Below are 18923 nucleotides of genomic sequence, written 5' to 3'. Positions count from 1 at the left end.
TGCCCGTCATCCGATCCTGAACGGCGATCCTACTCGATCTCGACTTCCATCTGGCTGAGCCCCCGGACTTCCCGGTCCAGGGGCAGCACCGCCCGCCCGATGACGTGGCGCTGCAGCCGGTTCCCGGCGGCCGAGCCGTTGTCGCCCACCAGGGCGGCGATGGTCGGCGGGATGCCCTCGATCCGGGCGCCCCGGAGTCCCGCGCCGGGCTGGGTCTGCACCAGCAGGGCGTAGGCATGGTTGTTCCGCAGGGCGCCGTTGAGGAGGCGCACCACGTCGCCCAGGCTGGTGACTTCCACCGCCCGCTGGTCCGGATCGGCGGCCGTCAGGCTGAAGCCGTCGCCCACCATGAGGATGGCCTTGCCTTTGGTGGCGGACAGGGGCACCTGGATGTTGAAGGTGGCCGTCTCCCGGACCCCCTGGATGTTCTGGAGCGTCACCAGGACGGGCAGCACCTCGCCCCGCTTGGCCCGGGCCTTGAGCAGCCGGACGTCGGCGATGCCGGCGAGGTCCAGGCGCTCCTCGGCCTTGATGTTCAGCGAGATCCCGTCGATGGTGGGTTTCTCGAAGGGGTTCAGGGTCACGGCCTGGAGCATGGCCCCCACGTACTGGGCCATGCGCCCGGCATTCAGGTCCGCGATGACGTTCTCGACCTGGATGGGATTCTGCCCGGCCAGCTTGATGTTCCCCTGCAGGGAAAGGCTCTGGAACCCCGCGCCGCGGATGTTGCTGTCGAGCACCTGGGCCACCGCGGTGGCCACCAGCACGGGCGTGAGGATGGGATTGTCCATGAGCTCGAAGCGGAAGTTCAGGGTCTTCCGCCCGCCCAGGTTCAGCCCCACGCGGAGGGGCACCATCCGGGGCTCGGCCCCCAGGAGGCCGGCCACGCCGGAGCTGCGATCCAGGCGCAGGGCGCCCACCTGGGCCACCGGCATGGCCATCTTGAAGGAGCTGGAGTAGCTGGGCACCACCGTCGCCACGGTGGCGGACCACAGCGGCAGGTCCAGGGGCCCCAGGTTGAAGAGCTGGTGCCCGAAGAGGAGCACCCGCTTCCCGGAGACATAGCTGATGGTCCCCGCCGCCGTCATGTCCAGGTCCCCCTGCATGAGGGAGATGGCCGCCATGCCCCCGGGCTCCAGGGGGCTGGCCTCCTCCTTGCCAGCGGTGGGCGAGAGGGCCGGCGCCGCCGCGAAGCGGATGGGCAGGCCCGACCACAGCTTCTGGGTCTCCGGCGACAGGGGGGTCCCGGCCACGGCCATGGGGAGGGCACTGGTTTCATCGCCGCCCATCAGGACGTCCAGGGGGATCATCTTCCCCTCCAGGGCCGCCTTGAGCACCTTGGGGGGCTCGAGCTTGGGCAGGATCAGGGGGGTGCGGCTGGAGGGCGTCTCCGGGATGTCGCGCAGCTGTTCCAGCATCTCCCCGATGGGCGTCACGCCGCCGATGGCATCCTTCTCGAACTGGATGCCCGTGCTGAGGGCCCCGATGAGCTTCCCGTCGATGTAGCAGGGGCTGCCGCTCATGCCCGCCAGGATCCCGGTCTCCGCCAGCGGCCCCCCGCTGGCCTTGATCATGATGCGGCCGCGCCCTGGATAGGCGTTCCGCTGGACGCCCACCACCTCGAAGTCGAACCGTTCGATCTTGCCCCCCTGGAAGACCGTCCGGCCGTAGCCCTTCATGCCCGCCCGGATGTCCGAGAGGGGCATGGTGGCGGGGGCCTGGGCGGCGATGGGGAGGGTGATGGCCAGGGCGAGGACTGCCAGTCTCATGCGGATCCCGTGGGAAGCTTGAAGCCTATCAGGGTCCGTACTCGAGAGAACCTGTCTCAACCCGGATTGCCCCGTCGTGACCATCTGGTGCCCTGCGTGAACTTTTCGTTCCCTCACCAATTGGTCTCTTTTGCCCGGGGGGGGTCTCCGGTAGCCTAGGCCGGAGGAGGAACTTTCCATGCGTCCTAGGCATTTACGCGGTTCATCCATTCTTGCCCTGCTGGTGGCGGCGGCACCCCTCTGCGCCCAGGGTGTCTCCACCCAGCTGGCCGGGCGGGTGCTCGACAAGCAGGGAGCTCCGATCGGTGGCGCCATGGTCGCCATCCGGAACATGGAGACCGGATTCCTCCGAACGGTGCAGAGCGATGCGAACGGCCGCTACCTGGCCTCCCTCCTGCCCGTCGGCCCCTACCAGGTGACCGTCACCAAGGCCGGCTACCAGACTGCCAGCAACGTGAAGGTGAACCTGAACCTCGGCGATGCCGCCCCCCTCACCATCCGCCTGGCCCCCGAGACCGGCGCCGTGGTCGAGGTGGTGGCCGCCACCGCCCAGGTGGACGCCGACCGTGCCAGCGCCGCGGCCTACATCTCCCCCGACAACCTCTCCAACCTGCCGGTCCTGAACCGGTCCTTCACCAACCTGGCCACCCTGACCCCCCAGGTGGTGGTGGACAGCAGCCGCGGCAACCTGGCCATCGCCGGCCAGCGTGGCGTCAACACCTCCATCAACATCGACGGCGCGGACAACAACGAGCCCTTCTTCGGCGGTGCCCTGGGCGCCGCCGAGGGCAAGACGCCCTTCACCATCTCCATCGAGGCCATCCGCGAGTACCAGGTGATAACCGACGGTGCCTCGGCGGAGTTCGGCCGCATGGGCGGCGGCTATGTGAACGCCATCACCAAGAACGGCACCAATGACTTCGGCGGCAGCCTCTTCTACTACATCCGCCCCCGCAGCTGGGTGGAGGCGGGCCCCACCCTTCGCCAGCCCAACGGCACCACCACGACCTACCCTGTGGGCCAGTTCAAGCAGGAGCAGTTCGGCTTCAGCGCCGGCGGCCCCATCGTCAAGGACAAGCTCTTCTACTTCGTGGCGTACGACGGGCAGCGGTACACCAGCCCCATCCACCAGGTGTGGGGCGGCACCCGTCCGGTGACCCTGAATCCCGCCAATCCCTCCGACGCGGTCCTGCTCGCCAAGGGCGGCGACTACAGCAGCAAGGCCGATTCCGACGTGGTCTTCGCCCGCTTCGACTGGAACCTCACCCAGGACCAGACCCTGCAGTTCCGGATCAACCACTCCAAGTTCAGCGGCGACACCGGCTCCGGCACGACGGCCGCCTCCGAGAATCGGGCCTCCGACGACGTGACCACGGACGCCTACGTCCTCCAGTGGAACTGGGTGCTCAATGCCAACTGGCTGAATGAGGCCCGGATCAGCTACACCAAGGACGACATGCCCCGGACGACCTACGCCAACGGGCCTGAAGTGAGCATCAGCGGTGTCGGCTACTACGGTGCCTATCCCTTCGATCGCACCTACAACACCAAGCGCACCCAGATCCAGGAGAACCTGAGCTACGTCACCCCCACCCTCCAGATCAAGGGCGGCATCGACTACAACGCCATCGACGTGTCCGAGTTCTTCGCCGGCAACTGGCAGGGGGTCTATTTCTTCGACAACCTCGCCGCCTTCGAGGCCGGCAACTGGACCACCTATCGCCAGAACTTCAGCCTGATGCCGGGTTCCGACATCCACCAGGCCGGCCTCTTCAGCACGAGCTACAAGCAGGAGGCCGCCTTCATCCAGGCCGACTGGCGGGTGACCGAATCCCTGAAGCTCGGACTGGGCCTGCGCTGGGACCGCCAGGAGAACCCGGACTACCCGATCCTGGACATGAGCAATGTCCTGTCCACGTCCATGCCGGTGACCGCCAAGATCCCCAGCGATAGCGAGTTCTCCCCCCGCTTCTCCTTCACCTGGAACCCCTCCTTCGACCAGGGCAAGACGGTGGTCCGTGGCAGCATCGGCCGCTATGTCAGCACCACGCCTGCGGTCTTCTTCTACCAGGTGTACGCCGCCAACGGCGTCCGCACGGGCTCGGTGGACTTCAAGGCGGCCGACGCGGCCACCTTCGGCATCCCCCGCGGTGCGACCTTCAGCCCCACCAACCCCTTCTGGTTCCCGTCCTTCCCCACCGGTGGCGTCCTTCCCAAGTTCAACATCTGGACCTTCAGCCCCGACTTCAAGAATCCCTACACCGACCGCGTGAATCTCGGCGCCGAACGCCCCTTCTTCCAGGACCTGGTCCTGGGGCTCTCCGCCACCTACGCCAAGGGCAGCCGGCTTGAACGCACCGCCGACCTGAACATCGGCACCCCCACCATGGGTGCCTACGGACGCCTGCTCTACCCGGCCCGTCCGAACACCACCTACGGCACCATGGGCATGTATTTCTCGGATGCCACGAGCCTCTACCACGCCTACACGTTCAGCCTGAAGTACCACAAGGACGGCAGCGATTTCGACGCCCAGCTGTTCTACACCTACTCCGTCAACAAGGACAGCGACTCCAACGAACGCAACTACTCTGGCATCACCATCCAGGACGCCGGCAATCTCGGTGCCCAGTGGGGCTATGCGGACACCGACCGGCGCCAGGTGCTGACGGGCTACATGAGCTACCTGGACCGGGCCTTCTCCGGCATCCTGGCCTCCCTGTCCATCCGGTACCAGACGGGCACTCCCTACTCCCTGATCTACAACCGGGACATGAACGGGGACGGGAACTCCTCCAATGACCGCTTCTACGTGAACGGCCAGGATTCCGGCCGAAACAGTTACCGGACCGGTTCCCAGATGACCATGGACCTCGGCCTGCGCCGGGACTTCCATCTGGCCCGCCGCCTGAAGATGACCCTGTCCCTGGACGTCTTCAATTTCCTGAACCGCCAGGACACCTACCTGGCGACCGCCATCCACACGGCCACCCCGTCCAGCACCGACGCGGCCCCCAGCCTGGACCAGTCCCAGGTCTGGCTGGGCGGCGCCCGGCAGATCCAGGTTGGCGCCCGGTTCGCCTTCTGATCCGGAGACCAGGCTTGCAAGGGGCGGCGCTCGCGCCGCCCCTTTTTTTCGCTAGGCTGGTGGGATGCGGATCCTGATGCTGGGCGATGTGGTGGGTGAACCGGGACGCCGGCTGGTGGAGGCCCACCTGCCCGCGCTCCGCCGGGAGACCTCGGCGGATTTCGTGGTGGTCAACGGCGAGAACGCCGCCCACGGCCACGGCATCAGCGAGTCCATCGCCCGGGAGTGGTTCGACGGCCTGGGGGTGGACGTGATCACGACCGGCAACCACGCCTTCGATGTGAAGGGCATCGAGGCCACCTTCCGCCAGGAACCCCGCCTGCTCCGCCCCGCCAACCATCCCCCCGACACGCCGGGCAACGGGTGGGTGAAGCTGCACACGGCCTCGGGGGCGGAGGTGCTCGTGATCAACCTCATGGGCCGGGTCCACATGCCCCCCTGCGAGTGCCCGTTCCGCTGCGTCGATGCCATCCTCCAGAAGGAGCGCGCCGATCTCGTGATCGTGGACATGCACGCGGAGGCCACCAGCGAGGCCCAGGCCATGGGCCACCACCTGGACGGCCGGGCGGCCGCCGTCCTCGGCACCCACACCCATGTGCCCACCCTCGACACCAAGATCCTGCCCGGCGGTACGGCCTACGTCTCGGACATCGGCATGACCGGCCCCTACGGCGGCGTCATCGGGATGAAGAAGGAGTCCAGCCTGGGCCGCTTCCTCAAGGTGCAGCGCCCCAAGTACGAGGTCGCCGAGGGCGACCTCCAGCTCCACGCCATTCTCGTCACCACCGAGGGCCGCAAAGCCACGGGCATCGAGCGGATCATCCGGACCCTTTGAACGCTTCCACCTGAATTCGCACCGCGAGTTCAGCGGCTGAACCGCCTCAACATCCGCATGTTCCGCCGGTAGGCTTGGCCCCGGGTGAAGTTGATGGCCACCTGGCGGGGGAAGCGGGTGATCGAGCTGGCCAGGGTGATGAAGGTGCGCACGGTCTGGGCCGCGCCCCGACCCTGGCGGCTGGCATTGTCGTAGTAGACCATCAGGGCCTGCCGCATGGTCGTCCGCGGCAGGTTGAACAGGCCGTAGCTCTCGATCACGTCGTGGTTGATCCGGCGGGTGCCGTCCTGCTCGGTGACGATGAGGTCCTCTGGGCGGATCTCCTGGGTCATGGCGGCTCCTCGGACCATCAGTGTATCGGCCCGACCGTCCCGCGGCTCAAGCCCTGCCGGCCCGGCGGGTGGCCGGGTGGCTGGGGGACCGGGGAAAGTCCCTATTCCTCGAGTTTCGGGAAGAGGAAGCCGGCGAGGGTGGCCCCGACCAAGGGCGCCACCCAGAAGAGCCAGAGCTGGGACAGGGCCCACCCCCCCACGAAAAGGGCCGGTCCGGTGCTGCGGGCCGGGTTCACCGAGGTGTTCGTGACCGGGATGCTGATGAGGTGGATGAGGGTCAGGCAGAGGCCGATGGCGATGGGCGCGAAGCCCGGAGCCGCCTTCCTGGCGGTGCTGCCCAGGATCACCAGCAGGAAGAAGAAGGTCATCACCACTTCTGTGAGCAGGGCGGCCCCGAGGCTGTAGCGGCCCGGGGAATGCTCACCGAATCCGTTGGCGGCGAAGCCGCCGATGGCCGAGCCGTTGCCGGTGGCGATCACATAGAGGATGGCCGAGGCCGCGACGGCGCCCAGCACCTGGGCGATCCAGTAGCCGGCGATGTCCCTGTAGGGGAAGCGACCGCCCACGGCCAGCCCCAGGGTCACGGCCGGGTTCAGGTGGCAGCCCGAGATGGGGCCGATGGCGAAGGCCATGGTCAGCACCGTGAGGCCGAAGGCCAGGCTCACGCCGAGGAGGCCGATGCCCACCCCGGGAAAGGCCGCGGCCAGCACCGCACTGCCGCAACCACCCAGCACCAGCCAGAGGGTCCCGAAGAATTCCGCGACATGCCGCTTGTCCACAATGCCCCCTTTGGGAAGAAACAGGCCCGGAACGGAAGATCGGGGCCAGTCTAGCCGTCCGGGCCGGGGATTCAAGCGGGAGGCGTCAGGAAAGGTGGGCCCAGCCCTCCAGGAAAAGCCCGAAACCCGGGTCGAGGGCCGCCTTCTGCTGGACCAGGGCCCGGATCTGGGCCTCCTCGGCCTCCATGTCCTCGGGGGTGAGGTGGCCGGAGAGGGTCATGGCCCGCAGCCAGACCAGGAAGGTGGTGAGGGCGTCGAACTGGTTGTAGCGGACGATGCCCGCCACGTCCCCGGCCCGCCAGAGGTCGATGACGCTCTTCCCGTCCGTGCCCAGCTTGCCGGGAATCCCGCAGGCGGTGGCCAGCTCGTGCAGGGTGGAGGAGGCCTTGCCCCAGGTCCCGACGATCTCCCGCAGGTCGAGGTGCTGGTTCCCGTACCGGTCGAAGAAGTCGTCCTTCGCCCACTTGTCGGCGCTCCGTCCCAGGCCGGGGATCGAGAGCCGGTGGACCATGGCCCGCTGCATGAGGATGGGCAGGTCCGCCTCGCGGCTGTTGAAGCCCACGAGCTGGGGTTTCTTGTCGCCCAGGGCCACCAGGAAGCGCCGCAGAAGTTCGCCCTCGGGCAGCGGGTCCGGTCCCTCCGGGAGCGCGAAGAGGCGATGCTGGACCTCGCCGTGTTTCACGGTCCGGACCACCGCCGCGATGGACACCACCCGGCACAGGATGGTCTTCAGGTAGGGTCGCGGATCCGCCTCCGTGGCGCCCCCGTAGGCCCACATCCGGGCCGTCACCTCATCGTCTGGCATGTCCCGGGGCAGGTCCAGCACCCGGCGGCCGGTGGCGGGGTCCGGCACCCACTCGGCGTCGAAGGCCCACAGCGAATCGTGCATGCGGGGTCGGAGCATCATCACCTCCTAGCGGTCGACAGCCCACTTGCCCCCGCCGCCGATGGCGCAGGCCAGGGTCGTCAGCAGGCGGAAGAGCCCGGCGGGACTGGCGAGGACTCCCGCCCCGTGCAGCCATCCCTGCACCAGGGGCCAGCCCACCAGCCCCACCAGGATCGCGGCCATGAGCCAGGTCCAGAGACCGATGACCACGAAGATCCCGCAGACCATCTCCAGGATGGCCAGCCCCCAGCCCGCGACGTTCCCGAAGGAGATGGCGCCATGGGCATGGCGGAGCACCGCCAGGCCCTGCAGCAGGGCCATGCCGCCCACCGCCAACCGGAGCAGCAGAAGCGACCAGTCCACACGAGTCTTTGATGCAGCCAAGGTTCCTCCGGGAGATCAGCTCCATGCTACGGGTCACGGACGCCGGACGCTATGCTGGACGTTCCGGAGGGATCCCATGAGTGAGATCAAGACCATCGGCGTCATCGGTGCAGGCCAGATGGGCAACGGCATCGCCCATGTCTTCGCCCAGTCGGGCTACCAGGTGCTCATGCAGGACATCAGCGAGGCCTTCGCCGCCAAGGGCGTGGCCACCATCGACAAGAACCTGCAGCGGGGCGTGGACAAGGGGAAGATGACCGCCGAGGAGAAAGCCGCGGTCCTGGGCCGGGTCCGCACCACCACGAAGCTGGAGGACCTGGCTGCCTGCGACATCGTGATCGAGGCCGCCACCGAGAAGTGGGAGGTCAAGAAGCAGATCTTCGAGACCCTGGACCGGGTCTGCCGCCCCGGCGTCATCCTCGCCTCCAACACCAGCAGCATCTCCATCACCAAGCTGGCGGCGGTCACGAAGCGGCCCGAAGCCTTCATCGGCATGCACTTCATGAATCCTGTCCCGGTCATGCAGCTCATCGAGGTGATCCGGGGCCTGGCCACCAGCGAGGCCACCTTCGGGACTGTGATGGAGCTCTCGAAGCAGCTCGGCAAGACCCCGATCCCCTGCAACGACTTCCCCGGCTTCGTCAGCAACCGTGTGCTCCTGCCCATGATCAACGAGGCCATCTACGCCCTGTACGAAGGCGTGGCTTCGGTCGAGAGCATCGACGGGATCATGAAGCTGGGGATGAACCACCCCATGGGCCCCCTCACCCTGGCGGACTTCATCGGCCTGGACACCTGCCTGTTCATCCTCAACGTGCTGCACGAGGGGCTGGGCGATCCCAAGTACCGCCCCTGCCCCCTGCTCATCAAGTACGTGGATGCCGGCTGGCTGGGCAAGAAGAGCGGCCGCGGCTTCTACGACTACAGCAAGGCCTAGCATGTGATGCGTCGGGCGGCGCTGGCCTTTCTTGCCGTCCTGGGACTGGCGGCGGAGGAGCCCCTCCACGAGATGGGCCCCTTCCCCACCCGGGAGATGTTCCCCCTCTACCTCCCGACCATGGCCTACCAGCCCGTGGACCCCGCGCCCCTGGGCCGGGGTCGCTGGCGGTGGGCCCTGCACTGGGTCGAGGCGAACACCTTCCAATTCTCGGATGTCTTCGAGCACAACCCGCCCAGGGATACCTCGGGCCGGGTGGCCATCACGCGGGCCTACATGGAAGCCCACCTGCCCGAGTACGCCAGCCTCCCCGTGGTGTATTTCTTCGACGAGGAGATCGCCCGCTTCGAGCTGGAGGGACGGTACGGCCTGACGGACCGGACCGACCTCTGGTTCCGCCTCCCGGTGCAGAACCACACCGGCGGATTCCTGGATCCCCTCATCGAGGACTTCCACCACCTCGGTTTCGAGCAGTTCGGCCGCGACCTCGTCCTGCAGAACCAGGTGACCCTGGCCGTGGCCCAGTACGGGAAGGTGAGCTTCTTCAACGACGAGCGCATCCTCGGGAAGACCCAGGATCCGGTCTTCGGCCTGACCCAACGCCTCCTCCAGACCCCCGCCTGGACCCTCTCGGCGACCTTCAGCCTCAAGCCCCCCCTCACCCACACCTACGATGTGTACCGGTCCGGCTGGGACCAGAGCTATGGGGTCACGGCCCTCTGGCGGGCCGCCCCCCGGCATGTCTTCTACCTCGGTGGCGCCTTCGTCCAGCGCCCCCACGGCAGCCCCGACTACACCGCGATCGGCTTCCGGGACGGGGTGGGCCTCCACGCCACCTGGGAATACCGGCGGTGGCGGCGGACCCAGCCCTTCCTGCAGCTCTACTGGCAGAGCGGCTACCTGCACCCGCAGCCCTACCAGCATTTTGACCAGCCGAGCCTCCAGCACGACCTTGGCGTCCACTGGCACTGGACGCCCCACACCACCCTCACCTTCCACTACATGAACAACGTCACCCACTGGGGGAACACCGCGGACATGGCCCTGGGCGCCAGCCTGACGGCACATTTTTGAGACGGTGCCGGTAGAATAGGCGATCGACTCATCTGCATGGAGCAGCCATGGCCACCGCCCGCGTCCGCGAAATCCTTTCCTGGTACAGCTCGGAGAACCCGGGGGTGAAGGCCAACTTGGCCCGGATCATGAACCATGGCCGCCTGGCCGGCACCGGCAAGTTCGTGATCCTCCCGGTGGACCAGGGCTTCGAGCACGGCCCCGCCCGCAGCTTCGCCCCCAATCCCGGCGGCTACGATCCCCGCTACCACGTCGAACTGGCGATCGAGGCCGGCTGCAACGCCTACGCCGCGCCCCTGGGCTTCATCGAGCATGTGGCCTCCGACTACGCCGGCGAGATCCCCCTCATCCTGAAGCTCAACAACAGCGACACCCTCAGCAAGGGCCACGAGCCCTGCAGCGCCATCACCGGCAGTGTGGAGGACGCCCTCCGCCTGGGCTGCGCCGCCATCGGCTACACCATCTACCCCGGCAGCGGGGCCCGCAACGAGCAGTACGAGGCCCTGCGCGAGCTGATCCTCGAGGCCAAGTCCGTGGGCCTGCCCACGGTGGTGTGGTCCTACCCCCGCGGCGCCGGGCTCACCAAGGAGGGCGAGACCGCCGTGGACGTCTGCGGCTACGCGGCCCAGATCGCGGCCCAGCTGGGCGCCCACATCATCAAGGTGAAGCCGCCCAAGGACGTCATCGAGCAGGCCGAGGCGAAGAAGGTGTTCGAGAAGTACGCCATCCCCACCGCCACCCTGAAGGACCGCATCGCCCACGTGGTGCAGAGCGCCTTCAACGGACGCCGCATCGTGATCTTCAGCGGCGGCGAGGCGAAGGGCACGGAGGAGGTGCTGAAGGAGGTGGCCGAGATCGCCGCCGGCGGCGCCTTCGGCAGCATCATGGGCCGCAATGCCTTCCAGCGCCCCAGGAAGGAAGCCATCGAGCTCCTGCACGCGGTGATGGACCTCTACAAGAAGGGCTGAGGGCATCCCTCCAGCGCAGAAAGGGCCGCCCAGGGGCGGCCCTTTCCAATGCCAGCGGCACCGGCCCTACTGGGCGGGCACCGGCAGCGGCCGGAGGATGTCCGAGAGGCGGTCCGAAGCCCCGGGGATCCGCTCCAGACGCGGGTAGCGCTCGCCGCCATGGTAGTCCACCCGCAGGGTCTTCACGAAAGTCCCGCTGGAAACGACGAAGGAGAGGGGTTCCTTGCCCGTCTGGCCGGCCCGGATCTCATCGTGCAGGACGGTGGGGGAGAACCGGGTGCCGTCCACGGAGACCACCTTCATCCCGGGGATGAAGCCGCCCTGGAACGCCGGCGAGCCCGGCAGGACATCCACCACGCCCCCGTCCGTGCCGAGCCGGAGGCCGAGGGAACAGGTGACATCCACCAGCTTTCCGGCATGTTCCGTGGCCTTCCAGAGGTCCGTGGGCGTATCGCCGTAGACAAGACGCCAGCCGCCCCGTTCGAGGCCGCCCAGGGGCGCCCGTGGCGCCAGGTCCTCCACCCGGCTCCTGAAGAAGCCCGCCCAGTCGTAGGGCAGGACACGGTTCAGTGTGGCGAGGACCTCGTCCAGATCGTAGGGCCTCACTCTGGGGCCGGTGTTGGCGCCGCCCTCGAAGGCCCGGCAGTAGTCGTCCAGGGACTTCCTTCCGCCGCTGCGCTCGCGGATGAGGGTGTCGGCGTCCAGCCAGATGAGGAGGCCCTCCGGATAGAAGTCCACGCCGCGGCGGAAGGCGGCCCAGGTGGGGGGCGCGTCGTAGAGGACCTGGGCCTCCACCGCCGTGTCCGCCAGGGGGCGCCACGCCCGGCCGGGCTCGCCGTCCAGCGCGGCGGCGACCATGGCCAGGTGTTCCCGGTAGTCCTCCGGCGTCCACAGGCCACTGCGGGCCGTCAGGATCGACCCCAGATACTCCGTGAGGCCCTCGTAGATCCAGAGGAGCTCCCCCTTCATGGGGGCGTCGTAGTTGCCCGTGGCCAGGCCCGCCGGGCGACGGAACTTGCCGTTCCAGGAGTGGACCATCTCGTGCGGCAGGAGGCCCGCAGTGGTCTTGAGCAGGTCCGGATCCACCAGGGAGCCTTCCGGCACCCGGTCGTCCGAGGACTGGTGATGCTCCAGCCCGAAGTGGGCCACATCGTCGCTGAGGGTCAGCAGGAAGTCGTAGTGGAAGTAGTGCCGGGCCCCGAAGAGGGCCCCGGACTGGGCCACCAGGTCGCGATAGTGCTGGACCGTGGCGGGCGTGATGGCCAGGGCGGACGGGCCATCCGCAGCCAGGTCCAGGTGATGGGGTCGACCCAGGCTTTCGCCGAGATCCACCCGCTTGAAGTGGCTGCCCGTCAGCACGGGGGAGTCCACCAGGGTGGTCAGGGTCACCGGCCGGAAGGTGACCGAGGCGCCCTCCTGGCGGGCCACGGGGAGGGCCGTGCCGAAGGACCAGCCCTCGGGGAGTTTCACCTGCGCCTCGTAGGTCAGGCTGTCGGAGGACTGGCCGAGGGGGTAGAGGAGCACCTGGTTCCAGCTGAGGAGGGCCAGGGCGTCCGTGGCCGAGGGGCCGCCCGAGAACTTGCCGCCCGAGGGGGTGAGGAAGTCCAGGTCCACGTCCACGGCGTGGGCGCCCGCGGGCACCTGCAGGTGGATGGCGTACATCTCCACATCGTCGCGCCGCCAGGGCAGGCGCTGGCCGCCCGCGGAGAACCGGAGGTTCACCAGGTCGGCGATGGGCCCGGTGGGCCCATGTTCCCCGGGAATCCACTTGGGGTAGAAGAGCGTCAGGGGGCCAGGTTCCGCGGGAATCCGGAGGCTCGAATGCAGCAGGTGCCGGGGGGCGTCCGAGGCGTCCAGGGTCAGTTCGATGGCAGGGCGCCCCCCGGTGGCCGGGGCTCCCTGGGCCCCGAGGGAGGCGGCCGGCAGGCCCAGGACCAGCAGGGAAAGGATGGGGACTCGGCGGATCACGCAACCTCCAGACAGAAGCGGAATGGCGTGGATGCTACCTAGTCTTAAGAGGCTGATCCAGGCTTATTTTGAGACTGAGATTCTCTTCACGGATTCTTCCGATCCCCGCCTACGCCCCCGCCCGCGAGCCTCCATGCCCGCGTCCCGGCGAGACCTGCCTCCCGATGGGAATCCTCTGGACAAAGGGGACTACGGGCGCAATATTGGATCACCTTTTTCACAGCTCAAACCATGTTTCATCACGTGTTCGAGGCAAAAAGCCTGTGATTACAACCGCCATCCGGTCCATTGATCATCTCAGGATCCTGAATTCCCACGCCGAGTTCACCACCGAATTCCAGGTCGAACTCGAAGGCGGATTCCGGGGCCGCGGCGCCTCCCCCAGGGGAGAAACCATCAGCGTGTTCGAGGACCAGAACCGGCTCATCAGCCCTGTGTCCATCCTCGACCAGATCGAAAGGGACGGGTGCCTCGGCCGACCCATCGATCAAATGGGGTTCGATGCCTACCTGCAGGACCACCTCGACCAGTTCGGAAGCAACCACACCTTCGGCCTGTCCCTGGCCTTCTTCGCGGCAACCGGGACCCAGCGTTCCCCTTTCGAGCTGTTCGGCCGGAAGCCGGGCCTCCTGCAGGCCCCCAGGCTCTGCCTGAACATCCTGAACGGCGGGTGGCATGCCTACACCAACCCGGTGCTCAGCGATTTCAGCGAGTTCATGCTCGTGGCTGTCGGCAAGAATGTCGAACGCGTCCTGGACGCCCATCGGGCGATCCAGCAGGTGGTGAAGGAAAGGCTCCGATCCCTGGACACCCAGGTGGTCTCGGGGAACCCCGTGCACACCTTCCCGATCCCGGACAACCGGTCCGTCCTCGAGTTCCTGCTTTCCGTCCGCGAGCACCTGGGACTGGCTGGAGAGTTCGACCTGATGATCGATGCCTCCGCGTCCGACCTGTGGCACAACGAGCGCTACCGGTTCCCCCTCACCGATGGGTCGGCCCGCACGGGCGAGTCCTTCTGCGAATACTGGAAGAGCCTGATCCGGGACTACGACCTGATCCACCTGGAGGATCCGTTCCACGAGCACGACCTGGACGCCTGGCGCACGCTGACGGCCGCCCAGACGCACTGCCGCATCATCGGCGACAACCTCTACGCCTCCGACCCCGAGCGCATCGCCCGGGGCGCCGAGGCGGGGCTCAGCCATGGCGTCGTGATCAAACCGAACCAGGCCGGTACGGTGACGCGCGTGCGCCAGGCGATCGACGTGGCCAGGCAGAAGGGCCAGGTTCCCATCACCTCCCACCGGTCCATCAGCACCGAGGAGACCTTCCTCTCCCTCCTGACCTGCATGGAGGACGTGCCCTACATCAAGATCGGCCCGCTCGAGACGGACTATTCGTCCGTGGTCCGGCTCAATGAGATCTTGCGGTGGACCACCCCCACCATGGTGGCGGCCCGATGAGAACGACCATCAGCACCCTCCGCCATGCCAGGACGGCATACAACGACGAGCGGCGGTACGCCGGTACCATCGATGTGCCGCTGTCCGACCAGGGGAGACGGGAGGCCTGCCGCGCGGCAGCCCACCTGCGAGGCCACCCCTACGATGCCATCGTGGCGTCGAGGCTCCGGAGGGCCCGCGAGACCGCCGAGTACTTCGCCGCCGATGGGATCCCCATTGTCCAGACCCGGCTCTGCAACGAGCGCTGCTTCGGGATCATGGAGGGGCTCACGTGGGACGAGGTCCAGGGACTCGATCCGCCGGTGCTCATGATCCCGGTGGGAGGCGAGCTGCACACCGTGAACCCGAAGCAGGGCGAGCCCTTCGAGGACCTCTGGCAGCGGGCCCGGAAATTCCGCCGCTTCCTCTTCCGGCGATTCAGCGGCCGGAATGTCCTCGTCATTTCCCATGGGGTGTTCCTCCAGCTGTTCCACGGGCTGCTGCGCGGGACGAACTGCATCGAGTCGCTGGCGCTCGTCCCGGCGAACCTGGAATTGCGCCAGTTCGAATTCTCGGGCGACTGCCTGGTCGATGAGAAGGCCGTCAACCTGAGTCATGAACGGGAGGAGCCATGGTGATGGTACAGGAGCAGCAGGCCCCAGGTGTCCTCCGGAGGATCAAGGACAGCCCTGCCGTCGAGCGGTTGTACATCGCCGTATTCAGGGTCATCGATGCCCTTCTCTACCAGGTGTCGCCGGCACTGACGGCCAGGAGCCGGTACCGACGCATGATGGGACGGAGGCTGCCGCTCGATCGGCCGGTCACCTTCGACGAGAAGCTCATCTGGCTGATGCTCTATTGGCATCACCCCCTGAAGACCCAGTGCGCCGACAAGCTGGGCATGCGGTCCTACGTCGAAGGTCTCGGCTACGGCCACCTTCTCGTGGATCTCCTTGGTGTCTACGAGAGGGTGTCCGACATCGACTTCACCCGCCTGCCCGATCGGTTCGTGCTCAAGTGCACCCATGGTTCCGGCTACAACATCTTCTGCCTGGATAAGGGGAAGCTCGACACGGACCAGGCCCTCCGGCGCCTCCACAGGTGGATGGGCCAGAACTACGCCAGGGTCCATGGGGAGGTGCAATACGAAGGGATCCAGCCCCGCATCCTGTGCGAGTCCTTCCTCGATTCGGGGTCGGACAGGCTCCCGTCGGACTACAAGCTGCATTGCTTCCATGGGAAGGTGCATTTCACCACGGTCTGCACAGGCCGGGATGTCCGCGGCGGATGCGCCCAGTATGACCACTACGACCGGGATTGGCAGAAGCAGCTGGCCATCTCCAAGTTCGGACTCCACCCGGAACGCTGGCACGTCCAGCCCGAGTCCTACGCCACCATGATCGAGGCCGCCGAGGCCTTGTCGAAGCCGTTCCCCTACGTCCGGATGGACTTCTACTGTGTCGGCGGCAAGCCCTACCTGGGGGAGATGACGTTCACCCCGACCGGCTGCATCGACACCGGCTACACCGACGAGGTCCAGGCCCAGTTGGGCGGAATGATCCAGCTTCCCGAGCGGCTGGAGCGCTGACCCGGACGGACTGCTGGTTCCCCGTTCTCAGCCTGTTGCCGGGAATGGCCTCACCGCTCCACGGACGTCACGATTTCCCTGAAGATGACATTGGCCTGGCGGGCCACCGGCAGCTCGCCGTAGGCGCCGGCCGTGATGACCACGCAGAGGTCCAGCTCAGGCAGGACGAAAATGCGCTGGCCGCCATTGCCGAAGGCCGCGGCCCAGGGCAGGTTGCGGCCGTGCCAGGCCGCAGCGCCGGTCCACCAGAAGTACCCGTAGCCCGTGTCATCGAAGCCCGTGCGGAGCCTCGGTTTCAGGGATGCGTCGATCCAGGCTGAGGGCACGATCTGGCGGCCCTGCCATCGACCATGATCGAGGACCAGACGGCCAAGCTTGGCCATGTCCCGGGGCCGCATCCGCAGACCCGTATAGGCCATGGGTCTTCCCAGGAAGTCCCCCACCCACTCCACATCGGTGATCCCAAGGGGCTCGAACAGTTCGGTCCGGGCGTACTCCGTCCAAGGTCTGCCCGTGGCCCGTGTGAGGATATCCGCAGCCAGGAGGGCTCCTCCGCTGTTGTAGTTGAAGACCGAACCTGGCACTGCCGCGATGGGACGGCTGAGGGGATGGTAGACCGGCGTCCACTTCCACATGAGCTTGTGCTCGTCGTCGGGCCCCTCGCCCCCTTCGTGCCAGGCCAGTCCGCTGCTCATGCCGAGCAGGTGCTCCAGGGTGATGGCCCGCCGCTCCGGGGAGGCCAGCTCCGGGAACTCCGGGTAGAAATCGAGCACCGGTGTATCCACCCGCTTGAGCCGGCCCTGGGCCAGCGCGATCCCCACCAGCAGGCCGATGACGCTCTTTCCCACCGAACGCGCATCGTGACGCACCTCCGGCCCGAAGGACCTCAGGTGGGAGAAGAGGCTGTTCACGGTCCGGTCCCTGCCCTGCCGGTAGGCCTCCGCCACCAGCCTGCCGTGCCGTTCGACGACAACGCCATGGAAGTTGGTCCTGCCGTTCATCATCTCCGCGACGATTCCCCGCAGCCTCGCCTCATCGAATCCCGCAGCGGCAGGGTCCTCCCGCTGCCAGCCGTCCTCCAGGAGAGCCGGCCTCGCGCGGGGCGCGCCCTGGGCCTGAGCGAACAGGGGCAACGCCCCCAGAAGCCATCCCAAGCGTCGTCCCGCGATGCGGATGCGGCCCCACCCCCCCGTTGGCATCATGGCAACCCCTCCTCTTGTCTGCACTCGGGCCCGCGGGCGATGATACCGGCGGCACGTCGGATCCGCCCGGCGAGGCCGAAGCAGGCAGGTTCTCCTACTTCGACGGATGCTCCAGGAACCGGAGGTCCGGGCACTTCTCCGCCGTCGTCCGGCGCTGCCAGTCGTTCTCGAAGAGGATCGCTGGGCGACCCTCGCCGTCCTCCACCAGCTCACCCCAGAATCGGCTGGGCTCGGGCCAGCCGCCCTCCAGCCAGCGGGCCATCTGGAAGCCCCGGGGCTCCAGAAGCACCGGGCAGGCGTATTCGTCCTTCAGGCGGTGCTGGAGCACCTCGAACTGCAGGCGGCCCACCGCGCCCAGGATGGGCATCGGCGCCCCGCCCTTGGGCCAGAACACCTGCACCACGCCCTCCTCTGCGATCTGGTCCAGGCCCTTCAGGAAGCCCTTCCGGGCGCCCGGATCCGCCAGCCGCACCGAGACGAACTGCTCTGGGGAGAAGCGCGGCACCGCATGGAACTCCACCGGACCTGCGGCGCTGAGCACGTCGCCGATGCGGAAGAGGCCGGGGTTGATGAGGCCGAGGATGTCCCCGGGGTAGGCCTCGTCCACGATCTGCCGCTCCCGGCCGAAGAACATGTGGGGGTAGTTCAGCTTGATGGCCTTCTTCCCCCGCACGTGGAGGGCCTCCATGCCCCGTTCGAAGTGGCCGGAGACGATGCGGGCGAAGGCCACCCGGTCCCGGTGGGCCTTGTTCATGTTGGCCTGCACCTTGAACACGAAGGCCGTGAACGGCTGGTCCGCCCGCACCTCGCCGCCCTCCGCCAGGGGCCGGGGACCCGGCGCCGGGGCCAGGTCCAGGAACTCGTCCAGGAACTCGGCCACACCGAAGTTGTTCACGGCGGAGCCGAAGAACATCGGCGACTGCTCCCCCCGCAGGAAGGCCTCCCGATCGAAGGTGGGCAGGACGTGGTCCATCAGCTCCACGTCGTCCTTGAGCTGCTGCAGCTCGGTCGGCGTCAGCAGGGCCGCGATCTCCGGATCATCCAGCCCGCCCTTCCCCGCCACCCGCGCCTTCTGGCCGGCCTTGGCCCGCTCGAAGACCTGGATCTGGCCCGTGGCCCGCACATAGACGCCCTTGAAATCGGGGCCCGAACCGATGGGCCAGGTCATGGGCACGGCATGGAGGCCGAACAGCTCCTCCACCTCGTCGATGAGCTCCACGGGTTCCCGGCCGGGACGGTCCAGCTTGTTGACGAAGGTGAAGATGGGCAACCGGCGCTCCCGGGCCACCCGGAAGAGCTTCTTCGTCTGCTCCTCTACGCCCTTGGCGCAGTCCAGCAGCATCACCACGGAATCGGCCGCCGTGAGGGCCCGGTAGGTGTCCTCGCTGAAGTCCTGGTGGCCCGGAGTGTCCAGCAGGTTGATGGCCCGGCCCCGGTACTCGAACTGCATGGCGGCGCTGGTGACGCTGATGCCACGCTCCTGCTCGATGCTCATCCAGTCCGAATGGGCCGCGGCCCCGCCCTCCCGGGCCTTCACCGAGCCCGCGCGGTCGATGGCGCCGCCGTAGAGCAGCAGCTTCTCGGTGAGCGTGGTCTTGCCCGCATCGGGGTGGCTGATGATGGCGAAGGTTCGCCGCCGCTGGATCTCTTCAGAAAGGGACATGGGCTTCC

The 18923-nt window shown here is 67.5% G+C and carries 16 protein-coding genes; 8 read left to right on the top strand and 8 right to left on the bottom strand.

Translation table 11 applies throughout. The features are described from left to right. Nucleotides 1–29: 29 nt before the first annotated feature. Nucleotides 30–1769, bottom strand: a complete 1740-nt coding sequence (locus QSJ33_RS01990) for a SpoIVB peptidase S55 domain-containing protein (protein WP_285722501.1) — start codon at nucleotides 1767–1769, stop codon at nucleotides 30–32. A 178-nt stretch (nucleotides 1770–1947) separates the two neighbouring features. On the opposite strand from QSJ33_RS01990, the gene QSJ33_RS01985 reads away from it, so the two are divergent. After that, complete coding sequence (locus QSJ33_RS01985; RefSeq protein WP_285722499.1) at nucleotides 1948–4857, top strand: TonB-dependent receptor; 2910 nt, start codon at nucleotides 1948–1950, stop codon at nucleotides 4855–4857. A gap of 64 nt (nucleotides 4858–4921) precedes the next feature. Continuing rightward, nucleotides 4922–5692: a TIGR00282 family metallophosphoesterase gene (locus QSJ33_RS01980; RefSeq protein WP_285722497.1), complete on the top strand. Its 771-nt coding sequence runs from the start codon at nucleotides 4922–4924 to the stop codon at nucleotides 5690–5692. A gap of 29 nt (nucleotides 5693–5721) precedes the next feature. Here the strand turns inward: QSJ33_RS01980 and QSJ33_RS01975 are convergent, their stop codons facing one another. The 4 genes from QSJ33_RS01975 to QSJ33_RS01960 form a co-directional block, all read right to left on the bottom strand. After that, nucleotides 5722–6024 carry a hypothetical protein gene (locus QSJ33_RS01975; RefSeq protein ID WP_285722496.1) on the bottom strand — a complete coding sequence of 101 codons (303 nt, stop codon included), beginning with the start codon at nucleotides 6022–6024 and terminating at the stop codon, nucleotides 5722–5724. A gap of 101 nt (nucleotides 6025–6125) precedes the next feature. Further along, nucleotides 6126–6803, bottom strand: a complete 678-nt coding sequence (aqpZ, locus tag QSJ33_RS01970) for an aquaporin Z (RefSeq protein WP_285722494.1) — start codon at nucleotides 6801–6803, stop codon at nucleotides 6126–6128. An 85-nt stretch (nucleotides 6804–6888) separates the two neighbouring features. Then, nucleotides 6889–7707: a hypothetical protein gene (locus tag QSJ33_RS01965; protein ID WP_285722493.1), complete on the bottom strand. Its 819-nt coding sequence runs from the start codon at nucleotides 7705–7707 to the stop codon at nucleotides 6889–6891. Between the two features lie 9 nt (nucleotides 7708–7716). Then, nucleotides 7717–8073 carry a hypothetical protein gene (locus QSJ33_RS01960; protein ID WP_285722491.1) on the bottom strand — a complete coding sequence of 119 codons (357 nt, stop codon included), beginning with the start codon at nucleotides 8071–8073 and terminating at the stop codon, nucleotides 7717–7719. 76 nt (nucleotides 8074–8149) lie between these two features. Here QSJ33_RS01960 and QSJ33_RS01955 point away from each other — a divergent pair, with 76 nt between their 5' ends. The 3 genes from QSJ33_RS01955 to QSJ33_RS01945 are packed head-to-tail and all read left to right on the top strand — an operon-like array spanning nucleotide 8150 to nucleotide 11052. Then, nucleotides 8150–9010, top strand: a complete 861-nt coding sequence (locus QSJ33_RS01955; protein WP_285722489.1) for a 3-hydroxybutyryl-CoA dehydrogenase — start codon at nucleotides 8150–8152, stop codon at nucleotides 9008–9010. A 6-nt stretch (nucleotides 9011–9016) separates the two neighbouring features. Continuing rightward, nucleotides 9017–10084: a DUF3187 family protein gene (locus QSJ33_RS01950; protein WP_285722488.1), complete on the top strand. Its 1068-nt coding sequence runs from the start codon at nucleotides 9017–9019 to the stop codon at nucleotides 10082–10084. 47 nt (nucleotides 10085–10131) lie between these two features. Next, a complete protein-coding gene (locus QSJ33_RS01945) occupies nucleotides 10132–11052 on the top strand; it encodes a class I fructose-bisphosphate aldolase (RefSeq protein ID WP_285722487.1) in 921 nt (306 codons plus the stop codon). A gap of 66 nt (nucleotides 11053–11118) precedes the next feature. Here the strand turns inward: QSJ33_RS01945 and QSJ33_RS01940 are convergent, their stop codons facing one another. Beyond that, on the bottom strand, nucleotides 11119–13020 hold the full coding sequence (locus QSJ33_RS01940) for a M61 family metallopeptidase (protein ID WP_285722485.1): 1902 nt from the start codon (nucleotides 13018–13020) through the stop codon (nucleotides 11119–11121). Between the two features lie 401 nt (nucleotides 13021–13421). Between QSJ33_RS01940 and QSJ33_RS01935 the strand changes: the two genes are divergently transcribed. From QSJ33_RS01935 to QSJ33_RS01925, 3 genes are read left to right on the top strand one after another with little or no spacing between them, the layout of a single operon-like run. After that, entirely contained in the window at nucleotides 13422–14483 is a 1062-nt protein-coding gene (locus tag QSJ33_RS01935; RefSeq protein WP_285722484.1) for an enolase C-terminal domain-like protein, read from the top strand. Beyond that, the gene (locus QSJ33_RS01930) at nucleotides 14480–15100 is read left to right on the top strand and encodes a histidine phosphatase family protein (RefSeq protein WP_285722482.1); all 621 of its coding nucleotides are present in this window, start codon (nucleotides 14480–14482) and stop codon (nucleotides 15098–15100) included. The genes QSJ33_RS01935 and QSJ33_RS01930 overlap by 4 nt, the downstream gene beginning before the upstream one ends. Continuing rightward, nucleotides 15094–16050: an ATP-grasp fold amidoligase family protein gene (locus QSJ33_RS01925; protein WP_285722480.1), complete on the top strand. Its 957-nt coding sequence runs from the start codon at nucleotides 15094–15096 to the stop codon at nucleotides 16048–16050. Before QSJ33_RS01930 ends, QSJ33_RS01925 begins: the two co-directional genes overlap by 7 nt. Before the next feature lie 50 nt (nucleotides 16051–16100). Here the strand turns inward: QSJ33_RS01925 and QSJ33_RS01920 are convergent, their stop codons facing one another. Further along, nucleotides 16101–17183 (bottom strand): serine hydrolase domain-containing protein, encoded by a 1083-nt coding sequence (locus QSJ33_RS01920; RefSeq protein ID WP_285722478.1) that lies wholly within the window; start codon nucleotides 17181–17183, stop codon nucleotides 16101–16103. Between the two features lie 163 nt (nucleotides 17184–17346). Then, nucleotides 17347–18915, bottom strand: coding sequence for a peptide chain release factor 3 (locus tag QSJ33_RS01915; protein ID WP_285722476.1), 1569 nt, complete (start codon nucleotides 18913–18915; stop codon nucleotides 17347–17349). Between the last annotated feature and the right edge of the window lie 8 nt (nucleotides 18916–18923).

Source organism: Geothrix rubra (genome assembly GCF_030268065.1).
Classification (GTDB): Bacteria; Acidobacteriota; Holophagae; order Holophagales; family Holophagaceae; genus Geothrix; species Geothrix rubra.
Note: the sequence above shows the minus strand (reverse complement) of the source record. Positions and strands in the feature narration are given on the sequence as shown.

Bases quoted from the DNA above. Each gene is read 5' to 3' on its own strand.
- QSJ33_RS01915 (WP_285722476.1), bottom strand. From the start codon at position 18,915: ATGTCCCTTTCTGAAGAGATCCAGCGGCGGCGAACCTTCGCCATCATC.
- QSJ33_RS01950 (WP_285722488.1), top strand. From the start codon at position 9,017: ATGCGTCGGGCGGCGCTGGCCTTTCTTGCCGTCCTGGGACTGGCGGCG.
- QSJ33_RS01985 (WP_285722499.1), top strand. From the start codon at position 1,948: ATGCGTCCTAGGCATTTACGCGGTTCATCCATTCTTGCCCTGCTGGTG.
- QSJ33_RS01955 (WP_285722489.1), top strand. From the start codon at position 8,150: ATGAGTGAGATCAAGACCATCGGCGTCATCGGTGCAGGCCAGATGGGC.
- QSJ33_RS01925 (WP_285722480.1), top strand. From the start codon at position 15,094: ATGGTGATGGTACAGGAGCAGCAGGCCCCAGGTGTCCTCCGGAGGATC.
- QSJ33_RS01965 (WP_285722493.1), bottom strand. From the start codon at position 7,707: ATGCTCCGACCCCGCATGCACGATTCGCTGTGGGCCTTCGACGCCGAG.
- QSJ33_RS01990 (WP_285722501.1), bottom strand. From the start codon at position 1,769: ATGAGACTGGCAGTCCTCGCCCTGGCCATCACCCTCCCCATCGCCGCC.
- QSJ33_RS01945 (WP_285722487.1), top strand. From the start codon at position 10,132: ATGGCCACCGCCCGCGTCCGCGAAATCCTTTCCTGGTACAGCTCGGAG.
- QSJ33_RS01980 (WP_285722497.1), top strand. From the start codon at position 4,922: ATGCGGATCCTGATGCTGGGCGATGTGGTGGGTGAACCGGGACGCCGG.
- QSJ33_RS01975 (WP_285722496.1), bottom strand. From the start codon at position 6,024: ATGACCCAGGAGATCCGCCCAGAGGACCTCATCGTCACCGAGCAGGAC.
- QSJ33_RS01930 (WP_285722482.1), top strand. From the start codon at position 14,480: ATGAGAACGACCATCAGCACCCTCCGCCATGCCAGGACGGCATACAAC.